This is a genomic window from Alloalcanivorax gelatiniphagus (assembly GCF_005938655.1).
GTDB lineage: Bacteria > Pseudomonadota > Gammaproteobacteria > Pseudomonadales > Alcanivoracaceae > Alloalcanivorax > Alloalcanivorax gelatiniphagus.
This window is the reverse complement of sequence record NZ_VCQT01000029.1, coordinates 1-15,438: the sequence shown is the minus strand read 5'-3', so window position 1 is coordinate 15,438 and position 15,438 is coordinate 1. Positions and strand designations below refer to the sequence as shown.

Below are 15,438 nucleotides of genomic sequence, written 5' to 3'. Positions count from 1 at the left end.
GAACGCGGGCGGGACGGTTCCGTTCAACCGGGCCCTGGTTCGCGTTTTAACTTTAAACTTTCAACTTCTTTAAAGACCGTCCAACGTGCCACATCCTGACGATTCTGCCTAGCTCATTTTTGGAATGGCATTCCAAAATCTTGACCGCCCCCCGCGCCCATGTCATCTTCCTTGAAAAAGGCATCTTGCCTGGGAAAGGCATTACGCCGTTAAAAATGACAATAGTGATTCGAGGAGAGCACCATGCAGCGATTCCAGGAGCGTACCGTGTTGATCACCGGCGCGGCGAGCGGTATTGGCCGGGCGGCCGCGTGCCGGTTCGCGGAAGAGGGCGCCTTCCTGGTGCTGGTGGACCGTAACGAGGCCGGGCTGGCGGAAACCCGCGAGGCCCTGCCGGCGGGCAGCGAGGCCATGCTGCGCACCGTGGACGTGTCCGATGAGCAGGCGGTGGACGCCCTGGTGGCCGAGGTGATCGAGGCCCGGGGCCGTATTCATGCCCTGTGCAACAACGCCGGTATCGCCGGCGGCGATTATACCGGCATCACCGAGACCAACACCGACACCTGGCGCAATATCCTCAACGTGAATCTGCTGGGGCCGGTGTTCTTCACCCGGGCGGTGGGCCGGCATATGCGCGAGCAGGGCGGCGGCGCCATCGTCAATACCGCCTCGGTGGCCGGTATCCGCTCCGGCGCCGGCGGCAACGCCTACAGTGCCTCCAAGGCGGCGGTGATCAACCTGACCAAGACCGCTGCTTGCGATCTGGGCCAGTACAACGTGCGCGTTAACGCCATCTGCCCGGGGCTGATTGAAACCGGCATGACCAAGCCGGTGTTCGACTTCGCCCGGGAGCGCAACAAGGAAGAAAAGCTGGGCAGCCGCTGCGAGCTGCGCCGCTATGGCCGCCCCCATGAGATCGCCGCCGCCATGGCGTTCCTGGCCAGCGATGACGCCAGCTATGTCACCGGCCAGGCGCTGGCGGTGGACGGCGGCAACACCGCCTCACTGAACCTGCCCGGCATGAAACACTGACCGGGCGGCGCACCGCCGGGGCTTTCGGGCTCCTCGGTGAAACGCCTTTTTGATATATTTGCCCGCTTTATACACAACCATAAATAGCACGAATAAGAAAAAACACTGATAAGCAAACGGGGCCCCGACCCCGATCCCGAAGCCTGATTAAGGAAGCAACACCATGCGACGAGCCGCTCTTGGCAAAGACGGATCCGCGGAGAAAGACCGTAATTTTGTCACCGCCCTGGCCCGCGGTCTGGATATTCTGCGCTGTTTTGGTCCCTCCGATGAGTATCTGGGTAACGCCGAACTGGCCAAACGCACCAATATTCCGCGCCCCACGGTGTCGCGGATGACCGCCACCCTGACCCAGCTGGGCTATCTGCGCTACGCGGAGAATCTGGAGAAGTATCGCCTGGGCCCGGGGGTGTTGGACCTGGGTTACCGCTACCTGGCCAGCGAAGGCGTGCGTGATATCGCCCGCCCGTTCATGCAGGAACTGGCCGATGCCACCGATTGCATGGTGTCCATCGGCGCGCCGGACGGCGCCTCCATGACCTACATTCAGGTGTGCCAGGGCTCCGGTCCGCTGGTATTGCGTCTGTCCGTGGGTTCGCGGGTGGCCACCGGTACCTCGGCGGTGGGGCGCGCGCTGCTGGCGGCACTGCCGGAGAACGAGCGGGAGCCTTACTACGAGGCGATCCGCGCCCAGAACCCGGACGCCTGGCCGGAGGTGCAACGGGGCCTGCAACGGGCGATCAAGGAATACCAGCAATACGGCTTCGTCACCTCCGACGGAGAATGGAACCGGGACGTGAGCGCCGTGGGCGTGCCGCTGATCCTGGATAACGGTGGCCAGGTGGTGCCGTTTAATTGTGGTGGCTCGTCCCTCCGGTTGAGCCGCCGGATACTGATCGAGAATCTCGGCCCGCGCCTGAAGGAAGTGGTGGATCAGGTTCGCCAGATGGTGCAGGGCCGGGAAGTCTGAATCCATAAAGAGACCCAATGCATGAGCAAGACCCGATGAGCCCCGATAGCGACCGGGGGTTAACGCTGACCATGGAGGCGGCCACCCGCAAGTTCAGCCACGGCTTCCCGGCCCTGTTGGGCTTTGAGTTTCTGGAATGGGAGGAAGGCCGGGCGGTGCTCGGCCTGGAAGTCACCGACCGGCACCTCAATCTGGCGGGGCTGATCCACGGTGGCGTGCTGGCCACCCTGCTGGACGTGGCCGGCGCCTGTGCCGGCACCTGGTGCCCTTACCCGGACCGCATCCGCAAGGCCATCACCCTGTCCATGACCACCACCTTCACCGGCCAGAGCGGCAAGGGCTATATCCGCGCCATCGGCACCCGACGGGCCGGCGGCAGCCGCATTTTCAACTCCACCGTGGATGTGTACGACGCCGAGGAACGGCTTCTGATCATTGGCGAAGGCACCTTCCGGCTGCGCAGCGGCTCGGAGGATGTTCGCGGTCAGCCGCTGGATACCCGCTGATTTAAAGGCTTTTTACCGGTTCCGCGCGTTGATGGGTTGAAGCGAGGCGCGTTTGGCTCAAGGCTGGGTAACAGGACACAGCCAATGGAAAGGAGCCACTATGACCACCTACATCATCGCCAGTAACGCCGCCCACGCCCGTGTGTTCGCCCACCAGGTGGGCCGCGTGCGCGAGGTTGAACAGCTGGATCACCCGGAAAGCCAGGCCCACGCCGGCGACCTGCGTACCGGCGAGGGCGGTAAGGAAGGCAGCGGCGCCATGCACGGCAACCCCCGCGCCACCGGCAACCAACAGGCCACCTCCGACAAGCACGCCGCCTTCTTCGCCAAGGAACTGGCGGAATACATGAAAGCGGCCCACGACCAGGGTGGCGTGGACGACTTTATCGTGATCGCCGAACCCCGCTTCCTGGGCGCCCTGCGCGACAAACTCGACGACCCCACCCGCCGCGCCGTGATCCGTGAAGTGGACAAGGATCTGACCAAGCAGAACGTCAAGGACATCAAGAAGGCGGCGGGAATAGTCTGAGCAGCAAGCTACAAGCCCCAAGCTACAAGCCGCAACCAACCCCACCCGGCCGAAGGCCGCGGGGAAACCCCGCGGCCGCGACCTTTCAACTTTTAACTTTCAACTGTCAACCGCCCGTTGACCGGCACAACCCAACCGCCACCCTGTCCCGGCTTGCAGCTTGCAGCTTGCAGCTTGCAGCTTGCAGCTTGCAGCTACCACGCATAGGACGCCCCGGCGTACCACTGCCTCCCGGGCGCCGGTTCGTAATATCCCCGGTCCGCCGGGTTGGGGCGGTCGCTGTTGGCGTTGATGCGCAGGTTGGCGATGTAGTCCTCGTCGAACAGGTTTTTCACCCCGCTATAGAGCGTCAGGGATCGTCTGCCCAGGCGCCATTCCCGGCCGCCGCGCAGGCCGGCCACCAGGTAGTCATCCACTTTGGTCCGGTTGGTGTTTTCCGCGTAGACGGAGCCGCTGTAGTCGCCGTCGACCACCAGGAAGGCGCCGTTGGACCAGCGCCAGGCCGCTTCCGCGAACAGGTGATGGCGGGGCAGGCCGGGCAGCCGGTTGCCGCTCACGTCCCGGTTCTGCTGATCATCAAAGAAGTCCTCGAATTCAAAGTCCGAGTAGGTGTACGCCAGGGTCAGGGTGAGCCGTTCCGTGGTCTGGTGCTCAAGCAGCAGCTCCAGGCCGTCGCGGCGGGTGCGGGCGGCGTTGTCATAGAAGGTGCGCCCGTCCAGTTGGTAGGGGGTGATCTCGTCGCGCACCCGCACGCTGAACAGGGCCAGGTCGTAGAACAGCCGCTCACCGATCTGGCCGCGCCCGCCGATTTCCCGGTTCACCGCTTTCTGCGGGTCCAGGTCCGGGTTGAAGCCGCCGGCGCCGGAGGGGTTGGCCAGTTCGGTGAAGGTGGGGGTCTCGAAGGCGTTGCTCACGGTGGCGTAGACGCTGTGGCGGGGATTCAGGTGCCAGGTGAGGCCGGCGCTGTAGCTGCCCTGGTTGAAGGTCTGCTGGCCGCTCTGGTCGCCGTCCACCAGCCGGTGGTCGTCAATGTCCAGGCGCACCCGGTCGGCGCGGGCGCCCAGGGCCAGCACCAGGGAGTCGGTAAGGTCGGTGTCGGTCTGCACGAACAGGCCGCTGGCGGTGGCGGTCTGGTCCTCATTGGCGGTTTCGCCGGTGACCTGGCCGGCGGCGTTGACGCTGCGCCGGCCCCGGTCGTCGCGCTGACGGTCCGCGTCCACGCCGACCAGGAAACGATGGTCCAGGCCGAGCAGATGTGCCTGGTTGGTGTATTCCAGGCGCAGCCCGTAGAACAGCCGCTGGTAGTCGATCAGGCTGCTGCCGGGGAACGGCAGTTGCTGGCGGAAGTCCCGCCGGGTGACGAAGCCGCGCAGGCGCAGTTCGCCGCCCAGGCCGCGCTCGCGGTAGAGCACGCCCAGCCGTTGCTGGGTGACCTCCTGGCCGGCGTCCAGCAGGTTTGCAAAGCGCGCCGCCTGGTCCCGGTCCTCGTCGACCTGGGCGCGGGTCAGGCCACCCGGGTCCTGGGCCACCGGCGTGTCCAGGGCGGTGAAGAACAGCTCCACATCCCGCTCCGGGGCCAGGGCCCGGCCGACCCGGGCGTTGAGCAGGTATTTCTCCAGGTCGCTTTGCTGGCGCTGGCCGTCGTGGCGCACCCCGGTGAGGCTCAGGTAATGGTGGCCGTCGCGGTCGGCGCCCCCCAGTTCCAGGCGCGCCTTGCGGTAACCGTCGGCGCCGCCGGCGACGCTGAAGCGCCGGTCGTATTGCAGATCCCGGCCGCTGCGGGTGGTCATATCCACCACGCCGCCGGTGGCGTTGCCGTACAGCACCGAGGACGGGCCGCGCAGTACCGTGATTGATTCCAGGGCGTCCAGGTCGATGGCGTCCACCTGGGACTGGCCGTCCGGCAGGGTCTCCGGGAAGCCATCCACATTGAGCCGCAAACCGCGCACCCCGAACGGCGCCCGGGCGCCGAACCCGCGGCTGGAAAGCCGCAGGCCCTGGGCAAAGTTATAGCGGTTCTGAAGGTACAGGCCGGGCACCCGGCTCAAGCTTTCGTCGAGCTGCAGCCCGGGCTGCCCGGTTTGCACCCGGGCGGCGTCCACCACCGTGGCGGCGCCGGGCAGATCGGCCAGGTCCCGCTCCAGCCGGGTGCCGGTGACGGTCACCGCCTCCAGTTCGTGGGCCGGGGCGGTGGCCAGGCCGGTGTCAGGGGCGGTGGCAGGGAGCGCGGTGCCGGGCAGGGCAAGAGCGGCCCCGCCCAGCCAGGCGAGCAGGCGACGATGCATGAAGGTCCTCGGTATGATCTTTTTCGATGTAATCGGCACGCTAGCGGTTTACCGCCGGCGCCTCAATGCACTGCGTGCCAACCGCACTGACCACCGGTGCCTGATGGCGGGCACGTCCCTGCGTGATAGCGCACCGGTCGCGCCAATGGCGGGTCTCAGCGCCCCGGGTCTTCCTGTCGGCGCAGCAGGAAACGCTGGATCTTGCCGCTCGGCGTCTTCGGCAGGCTGTCCACGAATTCGATCCGGCGCGGATAGGCGTGGGCCGAAAGCCGATGCCGCACATGTTCCTGCAGCTCCCGGGCCAACGCTTCGTCGCCGCCGTGGCCGGCGCCGGTGACCACGAAGGCTTTGACGATCTCGGTGCGCTCCGGGTCCGGCACGCCCACCACCGCCGCCTCCACCACCGCCGGATGCTCGATCAGGGCACTCTCCACGTCGAACGGGCCGACCCGGTAGCCGGAGGTGGTGATGATGTCATCGTCGCGGCCCACGAAGCTGATGGTGCCATCCTCGTTGCCTTCCACGGTGTCGCCGCTGAGATAGTAATCGCCGAGGAAGGATTTGCCCGGCGCGGATGGATAACCGTCGAACCAGAACAACGGCGACTGGCTTCGGTCCACCGCCAGAATCCCCGGTTCCCCGGCGGGCAGCTCCTGGCCCTGGTCGTTCACCACCACCACCCGATGGCCGGGCACCGCCATGCCGGCGGCGCCTTGGCGGACCGGGTGGCGCAGCGCGTGGTGGTTGCACAGCACCATGCCCAGCTCGGTCTGGCCGTAGTGGTCGTGGATGGTGACGCCCAGTTCCTCGGCGAACCAGCGGATCACCGCCGGGGTGAGCGGTTCGCCGGCACTGCTGACGGCGCGCAGGCGGCCGCGCAGCGCTGCCACCACCGGCGCGCCGCCGGCCATCATCAGGCGGAAGGCGGTGGGCGAGCCGGCCAGGTTGGTGATGCCGTATTTCTCGATCACCTGGCAGGTGCTTTCGACGGTGAAGCCACCGGCGTAGAAGGTGGTGGAGTGGCCCAGGGCCAGCGGGCCGGTGATGGCGTAGTACAAGCCATAGGCCCAGCCCGGATCGGCCAGGTTCCAGAACCGGTCGTCCTGGCGCAGGCCCACCGCGTCGCGCAGGTAGCCCTGGAAGGCGAGGATCGCCTTGAGCGGCACCGGCACCGCCTTGGGCAGGCCGGTGGTGCCGGAGGTGAACATCATCAGAAACGGCGATTGGGCATCGAGCATCACCGGCGGATGATGGTCCCGGCTGGCTTCCAGCAGGGCATGGAAGTCGCCGTCGCCGGCGCGCTCGGCGTCCACCGTGATCACCGCCGCCCCGGTTTCCACCTCGTCGAGTTTTTCCCGATTGGCCCGGTCGGTGACGATCAGGCGGGTGTCCGCGGCCTGTACCCGGTGCTCGATGGCCTTGGGCCCGAAGGCGGTAAACAGCGGCTGGTAGACCGCCCCCAGCCGCCAGGTGGCGAGCACCGTGATCAGCAATTCCACCCGCCGGGGCAGCAGGCCGGCAACCCGGTCGCCGGCGCCCACGCCCCGTTCCGCCAGCACGGTGGCGAAGCGCCCGGCGGCGTCGCTCAGTTGCTCGAAGGTGAACTGCTCGCCCTGGCCGTCCTCGCTTTCCTGATACAGCGCCACCCGGTCGTGGCCCAGGTGGCGGTCGCAGCATTCCACGCAGGCGTTCAGGGCATCCAGGGTGCCGTGCAGGTCGCGCCGGGCGGCCTGGCGCAAATCGAACTGGCGCTCGGCGGTGTGGTAGTCACGCATGGCCATGCTCCTTGAGGCTCTGTTCACTGACTTCCCGCATGCGGAATTTCTGGATCTTTCCGGTAACGGTCATCGGGAAATCGTCCACCAGCCGGAACCAGCGTGGCACCTTGAAGTGGGCGATGCGGTCCTGGCAGAAGGCGCGCAGCTCGTCGCCGTCGATGTCGACGCCGGGGCGCACCTTGATCCAGGCGACGATCTCCTCGCCATAACGGTCGTCGGCCACGCCGATCACCTGCACTTCCTCCACCGATTCATGGCTGTAGAGGAATTCCTCGATTTCCCTGGGGTAGACGTTTTCGCCGCCCCGGATGATCAGATCCTTGGCGCGGCCGACGATGCGCACGTAACCCTGATCGTCCATCCGCGCCAGGTCGCCGGTGTGCATCCAGCCCTGGTCATCGATGGCCTCGGCGGTGGCCTCCGGATTGTTCCAGTAACCGAGCATCACCGAGTAACCCCGCGTGCACAGCTCGCCGATCTCGCCGCGCCCGACGGTGGCGCCGTGTTCATCGACCAGTTTGGTTTCCAGGTGCGGCTGGGTGCGGCCCACGGTGCTGACGCGCCGCTCCAGTTCATCGTCGGCGCCGGTCTGCAGGGACACCGGGCTGGTCTCGGTCATGCCGTAGGCGATCTGCACCTCGCTCATGTGCATTTCGTCGATGACCTTGCGCATCACCTCCACCGGGCAGGTGGCGCCGGCCATGATGCCGGTGCGCAGGCTGGACAGATCCATCTCGTCGCGCACCGGGCTGGCCAGTTCGGCGATAAACATGGTGGGCACGCCGTACAGGGCGGTGGCTTTCTCCTCGGCCACCGCGCGCAGCGTGGTTTCCGGGTCGAAGCCGTCGTTGGGGTAGATCATGGTGGTGCCGTGGGTGACGCAGGCCAGGTTGCCCATCACCATGCCGAAGCAGTGGTACAGGGGCACCGGGATCACCAGCCGGTCCCGTTCGTTGAGGCCCAGGCTTTCACCCACCAGGTGGCCGTTGTTGAGGATATTGCGGTGGCTCAGGGTGGCGCCCTTGGGGAAGCCGGTGGTGCCGGAGGTGTACTGAATATTGATCGGGTCGTTAACGTCCAGGTCGCTCTGGCGCTGGTGCAGGGACTGGGCGGACACCCGCGTGGCGTGGTCGTCCAGTTGCCGCCAGGGCAGGAAACCGGCCGGTGGCTGCCGCGCCAGGCTGATCACGCCGCGCAGCTCCGGGGCGCCGGGATCGTTGAGCCGCCCGGGCTCGCTGTTGGCCAGGGTCGGCACCAGATCCAGCACCATGCGATGGTAGTCGGAGGTCTTGAAGGTGTCCGCGCAGATCAGCCATTGGCAGCCGGACTGATTGAGCGCGTAGCGCAGGTCCTCCAGGCGGTAGGCCGGGTTGATGTTGACCAGAATGGCACCGATCTTGGCGGTGGCGAACTGGGCGATGCACCACTCGGCGCAGTTCGGTGACCAGATGCCGACCCGGTCGCCGGTGGCCAGGCCCAGGGCCATCAGGGCACGGGCGTGGCGTTCCACCTGGTCGCTCAGCTCGGCCCAGCTATAGCGCAGCCCCTGGTGGCGCACCACCAGGGCTTCCCGGTCGCCATGACGGCTGACGGTGGCGTCGAAGGCATCGCCAATCGGAATCTCGAACAGGGTGCCGGCGTCCGGGCCCTTGGTGTAGGAGGGCTGGCTGGAAGGAGTGGGCATGTTTCCTCCGCATCATTGTTGTTGGAATTTTCGTTGTTGGGATCTGCGTTATTCAGAGGCTCCCTAAGCGCCGGCGGCTCGGGCCGCCGGCGAACCGGTGGGCCCTGAAGCTACAATGCCATTACCACGGATTTTGTTTCCAGATAGGCATTCAAGGAATCGCGACCCATGTCACGGCCGAAGCCGGACATCTTGTAGCCGCCGAACGGCATGGTCGGGTCCAGCATGTTGTGGCAGTTGACCCAGACGCTGCCGGCCTTGATACGGGGAATCAGCCGGTGCACCCGGGACAGGTCGTTGGACCAGATGCTGGCGGCCAGCCCATAGGCGCTGTCGTTGGCGCGCCGGGCCACCTCCTCGATGTCGTCGTAGGGCAGGGCCACCACCACCGGCCCGAAAATCTCCTCGCGGGCCACGCGCAGGGCGTCGTCGGTGCCGGCGAACACGGTGGGGCGCACGAAATAGCCTTGGGTGGGCGCGTCGTCGCCCCGCGTCATCACCTCGGCGCCCTGTTCGCGGCCGCTGTTGATATAGCCGAGCACGCGCTCCATCTGCTCGCGGGACACCAGCGGCCCCATATGATGGTTCGGGTCCAGCCCGTGGCCCAGGGTCATGCCGTCGGCCAGCCGGGCCAGCCCTTCCACTACCTGGTCGTAGCGGCTTTTGTGCACATACAGCCGGGACCCGGCGGAACACACCTGGCCATGGTTGAAGAAGATCGCCTGGGCGGCGCCCTGGGCGGCCTGTTCCGGGTCGTAGTCGTCGAGCACGATCATCGGCGACTTGCCGCCCAGCTCCAGGGTCACGCGGGCCATGTTGTCCATGGCGGCGCGGCCGATCATCTGGCCCACTTCGGTGGAGCCGGTGAAGCTGATCTTGTTGACGCCGGGGTGGCGGGTCAGCGGCGCCCCGGTGCCCGGGCCGTCGCCGGTGATCACGTTGACCACGCCGGCGGGGAAGCCGGCTTCCTGAATCAGGCTGCCCAGGTACAGGGCGGACAGCGGCGTCTGCTCGGCGGGCTTGAGCACCACGGTGCAGCCGGCGGCCAGGGCCGGGGCCAGCTTCCAGGCGGCCATCAGCAGCGGGAAATTCCACGGCACGATGGCCGCCACCACGCCCACCGGCTCGCGGCGGGTAAAGGCGGAGAACTCCGCCTCCGGTGCCGCCATCAGCGCCGAGACTTCATGGGTGCCGCCTTCGATCTTGGTGGCCCAGCCGGCCATGTAGCGGAAGAAGGCAATGGCCAGGGTGATGTCCACCGCCTCGGCGATCTGCGCGGACTTGCCGTTGTCCACCGAGTCCAGCTGCGCCAGCACCCGGGCGTCGCGCTCCATCAGGTCGGCGAGTTTCAGCAGCAGCCGCTCGCGGCCGGCGGGCCGGGCCCGGCCCCAGGGGCCGTCTTCCAGCGCCGCCCGCGCCGCCATCACCGCGTCGTCCACATCCGCCTCGCCGGCGGCGGGCACGCTGCCCAGGGATTGTTCGTCGGCCGGGTTGATCACTTGCAGGCGGCCGCCGTCCCGGGCATCGCGCCACTCGGCGCCGATCAGCATTTGCTGTTGCCCTTTTTCCAGGAAGCGGCGGGTGCGCTCGTCGAGCATCCGCATCTGGTCGTTGTTCAGGCTCATGTTATTTTCCTTTTTGTTGCTGCTGCTGTTGGGCGCGCACCGCGTCGGCGGTGGCCTGGATGAAGGCCTTGAGTTTCTCCACGTCCTCTTTTTTCAGGCGGCCGGTGAAGTCCGGCATGCCCCGGGACATGAACGGGCCGTCGAACACGAACTTGTCCAGATCGGCGATTACCTTCTGGTCGGAGTAGCCCAGGTTGGGCAGGTTGCCGCCCGGATCCACGGCGGGCACGCCATGGCAGAACACGCAGTTGCTGACGAACAGGCCGGTGCCTTCCTCCACCAGCTTCGGGTCATAGGAGACGCCCTGCACCAGGGTCTTGTCCGCCGCCCCGGGCCGTGGCGGGGTCTTGGCCTTGCCCTTCAGGGCGAAGGTGTAAACGATGCCCGGGTTGGCGCGGTTGGGGGTGGCCCTTTGCGTCTGGCCATAGACCCCGCCCCAGCCGGCGGCGATGGAGACATACTGAACACCATCCATGCTGTAGGTGACCGGCGCGGCGATCACGCCGGTGGCCAGCGGTGTCTCCCACAGCAGGTCGCCATTCTCCGCGTTCAGCGCCAGCAGGCGACCGTCGGCGGTGCCCTGGAACACCAGGTTGCCGCCGGTGCTCAGGGTGCCGCCGTTCCAGGGCGACGGCAGTTCATGGCGCCAGGCTTCCTTCTGCTTGACCGGGTCCCAGGCCAGCAGGCGGCCAAAGGGAGCGCTTTTCGGCGGCTCGCTGTTGATCTGTGAGGCGGTATTCCAGCCCACGCCGCTCATCGGCTGGCCCGGTTTGTTGCTGCCGTAGCCGTCCCAGTCCGGGTCCACCGCCAGGTTCACGGGCACGTTCTGGGCCGGGAAATAGGCCAGCCCGGTGTTCGGGTTGAATGACATGGAATGCCAGTTATGGCCGCCGAAGGGGCCGGGGATGATGTCGAACGCCTTGTCGGTGCTGCGCACCTCGGGCACCACCCGGGGCCGGCCGTTCTCGTCGTAGCCGTCCGCCCAGTTCACATCCACGTAGTTTTCCGCCGAGATGAATTTGCCGTTGGTGCGGTCGATCACGAAGAAGAAGCCGTTCTTGGGAGCGTGCAGGATGACTTTGCGGAGTTTGCCGTCGATTTTCAGGTCGGCCAGGATCAGGTCCTGGGTGGAGGTGTAGTCCCAGCTGTCCCCCGGGGTTTCCTGGTAGTGCCAGACGTATTCGCCGGTGTCCGGGTTAATGGCGACGATGGACGCCACATAGAGGTTGTCGCCGCCCGCCGGGCTGCGCTTGGAGTAGGCCCAGGGCGAGCCGTTGCCGGTGCCGATGTACATCAGGTTCAGCTCCGGATCGAACACCATGCTGTTCCAGACCGTGCCGCCACCGCCGGTTTCCCAGTACTTGCCGCTCGGGTCCCAGGTCTTCGCCGCCCGCTCCATGGCTTTGTTCTCGAACGGTTTGGACGGGTCGCCGGGCACCGTGAACCAGCGCCAGGCCTGCTTGCCGGTGTCCGCGTCGTAGGCGGTGATATAGCCACGCACGCCCAGCTCTGCGCCGCCGTTGCCGATGATCACCTTGCCGTTGAAGACCCGGGGCGCGCCGGTGACGGTGTAGGCGTGATCATGGTCGACGATGGTGTCGCGGCGCCACAGCGGCTTGCCGGTGGCCGCGTCCAGGGCGATCAGGCGGCCGTCCAGGCTGGCCACGTAGACCTTGCCTTGATAAACGGCGACACCCCGGTTGACCACGTCGCAGCAGGCCGACTGGCCCACTTCCCGGGGTACCTCGGGATCGAAGGTCCAGAGCGCCTTGCCGGTGCGGGCGTCCACCGCGTGCACCACGCTCCAGGAGGCGGTCACGTACATGATGCCGTCCACCACGATGGGCGTGGATTCGATGCCACGGCGGCTGTTCAGGTCGTAGGTCCAGGCCAGGCGCAGCTGGTCCACGTTGCCGGTGTCGATCTGATCCAGGGGGTTGAAGCGGGTTTCCTGGTAGTCGAAGCCGTGGGCCGGCCAGTCCTGGCCGCTGTCGCGGTTGTCGATGATGTGGCGGGCGTCCACCGTGGCGACCGCGTGCTGGTCCGCCTTTGCGGCCTGGGCGCCGCCGGGCAGCAACAGCGCGGCGCCGATCAGTGCCGCCGACAGACGGGCGCCGCGGCCCGCGAGGAGGGTGTGATTCGTCATGATGTTGTCCTTATTAGAAAAGTTGACGTCGGTTGTGCCTTCGCAGGGGGCGTGCCATACTTTGGAAAACCCGGAAAAAAGATACAAAATCGTTTAAAAACAAAGAGTTAAGTCTTAATTAGAGAGGGCCGAGGGCGCTCGGGTAACACCTTCTGTCTCGTAGTGAGACAGCTTTGCCCCGGTCGGCTGTATAACAACAAGACACTTTGTCGGAGACGAAGATGCACGCGACCGGTTTGCAAATGGACCGCCAATTGCTGGAAGCCCGGCGATTGTTTCGAGAAGGCAGGGAAGTGCCTTCGGGCTGGGTGCGCGGTGAGGTGATCCGCTCCTGGCAGCGCTCCCGGGAGTACGGCCTGGCCCCGGATGACCACCGTATTTTTTCTCCCGTTTCCCGACATGCGTTGCGTCGCCTCCAGGAATACCGCGACCAGCTCCTGCACTATGTGGAGCCGGAGATGGAGCGGCTGTTCAAAGCGTTGCGCGGCACCGACTGGGTGCTGGCCTGTCTGGAGGCGGAGGGCTGGATCGTCCGCTCGATGACCGGCGACCGGGCCTGCCCGGACCTGGGCCGGGCGTTGCGCGCCGGTGGCAACCTGGACGAAACCGTGGCCGGCACCACCGGGCCGGGCTGCGCGCTTACCGAGCGCTGCCCCAGCGTGGTCACCGGTGGCGAGCATTTTCTGGAAGAGGCCGGCGGTTTTATCTGCGCCGCCGTCCCCCTGTTCGCGCCGGATGGCGAGCTGGCCGGCGTGCTCAACGCCTCGCGGCGCCACGACGGGCGCGCCATGGGCGTGCTTGAGCCCCTGGCGCTGGCCGCCCGGGAGGTGGAAAACCGCATGGTGGAAAACCTGGCCGGGGACCTGCGCCTGGCCGTCCATTACCGTTCCGAGCTGACCGACTCCCCGGTGCGTGGCCTGATCCATTTCGACCGCGACGGGCGCCTGCTGGGCGCCAACCCGGTTGCCCGCCAGTTGCTGGATCTGGCGCGGCTGGAAGGCGAGGGCCGGCCGGTGACCCTGGAGCGGCTATGGGGCAGCGCGCTGCCGTCACTGCGGCGCGGCGCCGGGGAACCGGTGGCGCTGGCCTGCCAGGACGGCGGGCAGCTCTATGTGCGGGTGGAAAGCGCTCCCCGCCCGACGGTGGCCATGCCCCGTCGAGACGCCGGGGAGGCGATTGCCGGGCCGCTTTATGAACGGGCCCTGAAAGCCTTTCGGGGTGGCGTGCCGGTGCTGATAAACGGCGAAACCGGCACCGGCAAGGACCGGCTGGCGCGCTGGTTGCACGAACGGGGCGGCGCCGGCCAGGGCCCGTTCGTGGCGGTCAACTGTGCCTCCATTCCCGAGGGGCTGATCGAGTCCGAGTTGTTTGGCTACGAGGAAGGGGCCTTTACCGGTGCCCGCCGTGGCGGCATGGCCGGCAAGTTCGAGCAGGCCGACGGTGGCACTCTGTTTCTGGATGAAATCGGCGACATGCCGCTTACCCTGCAGGCCCGCCTGTTGCGAGTGCTTCAGGACCGGGAGGTGACCCGTCTCGGTGGTGGCCGGGTGCGGCCGGTGTCGTTCTCGCTGCTGTGCGCCACCCTGCAGCCCCTGGACCGGGCCATCGCCGAGGGCCGTTTTCGAGAGGATCTGTTTTACCGCATCAATGGCCTGCGGGTGGCCTTGCCGGCGCTGCGCGAGCGCGCCGACCTGGCCGCCTTGATGGATTCGCTGCTTGAAGAGGTATCGCCCTCCACGCCGGTGCCCCGCTTGTCGCCGGCGGCGCGCCGGGCGCTGATGGCCCATTCCTGGCCGGGCAATATCCGCGAGCTGCAACAGGCATTGAGGTTGGGGGCGGTGCTGGCGGAGGGCGGCTGGATCGAGCTGGAGCACCTGCCCGCCGTGCCGCATGAGGACGCCGCCGAGACCGCCGCCGAGCCGCCGGCCGGCACCTTGGACGGACAGACCCGGCAGGCCATGCTGGCGGCACTGGCCGCCAGCGGCGGCAACGTCTCCGCCGCCGCCCGCCGGTTGGGCATCGGCCGGGCTACCTTTTATCGCAAGATGCGACGCTTCGGCCTGAGCCGCCAGGCAGGGGATGGTCTCCCGGACCGTGTTTAGATGGCCCTGCCGGGGTCAGCCGCCCGGCCTTCAGAACCGGTAAGCCAGGGTCACCGATGCCAGGTTCATGCCCGGGTTGGGCCGATAGAGCCGGGAGTTGGAGGTGTGCTGGCCCCGGAACCCCACCGCCAGCCGGGGCGTCACCTCGAACACCAGCCCGGCGTGGCTGGTGAACTGCACATTGCCGCCCATGTCGTCGTCGTCGATATGGGCATGGCTCATGTACGAAGGTTGCACGCCGAGCAGCAGATGGAAGCGCTGGCTGGGCCAGTTAATGCGTGCCACCGGGCCGAATATATACACCTCGGTGGCGTTGTCCCGGCCATCCGCGCCGGTGCCTTCCCAACGCTCCACGGACAGGTCCCAGTAGGCGCGGATCAGGTCACCGTCCAGCCAGCGGTCCACCACCCGGCTTTGCAGCCAGTCGGACGGCCAGAGCATGAACAGACTGTAGTAATCGAGTCCCTCGCCGCCGCCGATCCGCACGCCGACGCGGGAATCATTGGGGGAGGCGCTGGCCGGGGCCTGCCAGAGCAGGGCCGACAGGACCAGCAAGGAGCGGCTTTTCCAGCCGCGCATCGCCATCAGCATGGTGCGTATTCCTAACCAAACAATCCAAAGGACAAGCAAAAAAAAGGTTCATCGCGGATTCCCGGGAAAGGCGGCTTTGATCTTGAGGAAGAAGTAGTCGCTGTCCCGGTAGCCGTAGGCCTGTTTCTTATCTACATCTGCTGCTGCCGCCGACCCCTTACGCGCAGGCCTGTCGTGGCTGTGCATCCTC

The 15,438-nt window shown here is 66.7% G+C and carries 11 protein-coding genes; 5 read left to right on the top strand and 6 right to left on the bottom strand.

The features are described from left to right. Window positions 1-243 precede the first annotated feature (243 nt). The 4 genes from FGS76_RS09115 to FGS76_RS09100 all read left to right on the top strand — a co-directional run bounded on the left by FGS76_RS09115 (window position 244) and on the right by FGS76_RS09100 (window position 3,037). A complete protein-coding gene (locus FGS76_RS09115) occupies window positions 244-1,032 on the top strand; it encodes an SDR family NAD(P)-dependent oxidoreductase (RefSeq protein WP_138772326.1) in 789 nt (262 codons plus the stop codon). Between the two features lie 163 nt (window positions 1,033-1,195). Then, entirely contained in the window at window positions 1,196-2,002 is an 807-nt protein-coding gene (locus FGS76_RS09110; protein ID WP_138772325.1) for an IclR family transcriptional regulator, read from the top strand. Window positions 2,003-2,019: 17 nt separating this feature from the next. Further along, on the top strand, window positions 2,020-2,508 hold the full coding sequence (locus tag FGS76_RS09105; RefSeq protein ID WP_240692484.1) for a PaaI family thioesterase: 489 nt from the start codon (window positions 2,020-2,022) through the stop codon (window positions 2,506-2,508). Between the two features lie 100 nt (window positions 2,509-2,608). Beyond that, entirely contained in the window at window positions 2,609-3,037 is a 429-nt protein-coding gene (locus tag FGS76_RS09100) for a host attachment protein (protein WP_138772324.1), read from the top strand. A gap of 194 nt (window positions 3,038-3,231) precedes the next feature. Here FGS76_RS09100 and FGS76_RS09095 read toward each other — a convergent pair whose 3' ends face one another. From FGS76_RS09095 to FGS76_RS09075, 5 genes are all read right to left on the bottom strand, one after another. Continuing rightward, window positions 3,232-5,322, bottom strand: coding sequence for a TonB-dependent receptor family protein (locus tag FGS76_RS09095; RefSeq protein ID WP_138772323.1), 2,091 nt, complete (start codon window positions 5,320-5,322; stop codon window positions 3,232-3,234). Window positions 5,323-5,477: 155 nt separating this feature from the next. Continuing rightward, window positions 5,478-7,097, bottom strand: coding sequence for an AMP-binding protein (locus FGS76_RS09090; protein ID WP_138772322.1), 1,620 nt, complete (start codon window positions 7,095-7,097; stop codon window positions 5,478-5,480). Further along, window positions 7,090-8,784, bottom strand: a complete 1,695-nt coding sequence (locus FGS76_RS09085; protein WP_138772321.1) for an AMP-binding protein — start codon at window positions 8,782-8,784, stop codon at window positions 7,090-7,092. The genes FGS76_RS09090 and FGS76_RS09085 overlap by 8 nt, the downstream gene beginning before the upstream one ends. Window positions 8,785-8,894: 110 nt before the next feature. Continuing rightward, a complete protein-coding gene (locus FGS76_RS09080; RefSeq protein WP_138772320.1) occupies window positions 8,895-10,409 on the bottom strand; it encodes an aldehyde dehydrogenase family protein in 1,515 nt (504 codons plus the stop codon). 1 nt (window position 10,410) lies between these two features. Continuing rightward, the gene (locus FGS76_RS09075; protein WP_138772319.1) at window positions 10,411-12,555 is read right to left on the bottom strand and encodes a PQQ-dependent dehydrogenase, methanol/ethanol family; all 2,145 of its coding nucleotides are present in this window, start codon (window positions 12,553-12,555) and stop codon (window positions 10,411-10,413) included. Window positions 12,556-12,776: 221 nt separating this feature from the next. On the opposite strand from FGS76_RS09075, the gene FGS76_RS09070 reads away from it, so the two are divergent. Further along, window positions 12,777-14,657 (top strand): sigma-54-dependent Fis family transcriptional regulator, encoded by a 1,881-nt coding sequence (locus FGS76_RS09070; protein WP_138772318.1) that lies wholly within the window; start codon window positions 12,777-12,779, stop codon window positions 14,655-14,657. Window positions 14,658-14,687: 30 nt separating this feature from the next. On the opposite strand, the gene FGS76_RS09065 is transcribed toward FGS76_RS09070, so the two are convergent. Next, complete coding sequence (locus tag FGS76_RS09065) at window positions 14,688-15,248, bottom strand: acyloxyacyl hydrolase (protein ID WP_138772317.1); 561 nt, start codon at window positions 15,246-15,248, stop codon at window positions 14,688-14,690. Between the last annotated feature and the right edge of the window lie 190 nt (window positions 15,249-15,438).

What these genes read in the sequence shown, in the direction of transcription:
- FGS76_RS09115 (WP_138772326.1), top strand. Translation starts at nt 244, where the DNA reads ATGCAGCGATTCCAGGAGCGTACCGTGTTGATCACCGGCGCGGCGAGC.
- FGS76_RS09095 (WP_138772323.1), bottom strand. Translation starts at nt 5,322, where the DNA reads ATGCATCGTCGCCTGCTCGCCTGGCTGGGCGGGGCCGCTCTTGCCCTG.
- FGS76_RS09090 (WP_138772322.1), bottom strand. Translation starts at nt 7,097, where the DNA reads ATGCGTGACTACCACACCGCCGAGCGCCAGTTCGATTTGCGCCAGGCC.
- FGS76_RS09085 (WP_138772321.1), bottom strand. Translation starts at nt 8,784, where the DNA reads ATGCCCACTCCTTCCAGCCAGCCCTCCTACACCAAGGGCCCGGACGCC.
- FGS76_RS09100 (WP_138772324.1), top strand. Translation starts at nt 2,609, where the DNA reads ATGACCACCTACATCATCGCCAGTAACGCCGCCCACGCCCGTGTGTTC.
- FGS76_RS09075 (WP_138772319.1), bottom strand. Translation starts at nt 12,555, where the DNA reads ATGACGAATCACACCCTCCTCGCGGGCCGCGGCGCCCGTCTGTCGGCG.
- FGS76_RS09110 (WP_138772325.1), top strand. Translation starts at nt 1,196, where the DNA reads ATGCGACGAGCCGCTCTTGGCAAAGACGGATCCGCGGAGAAAGACCGT.
- FGS76_RS09080 (WP_138772320.1), bottom strand. Translation starts at nt 10,409, where the DNA reads ATGAGCCTGAACAACGACCAGATGCGGATGCTCGACGAGCGCACCCGC.
- FGS76_RS09070 (WP_138772318.1), top strand. Translation starts at nt 12,777, where the DNA reads ATGCACGCGACCGGTTTGCAAATGGACCGCCAATTGCTGGAAGCCCGG.
- FGS76_RS09065 (WP_138772317.1), bottom strand. Translation starts at nt 15,248, where the DNA reads ATGCTGATGGCGATGCGCGGCTGGAAAAGCCGCTCCTTGCTGGTCCTG.
- FGS76_RS09105 (WP_240692484.1), top strand. Translation starts at nt 2,020, where the DNA reads ATGCATGAGCAAGACCCGATGAGCCCCGATAGCGACCGGGGGTTAACG.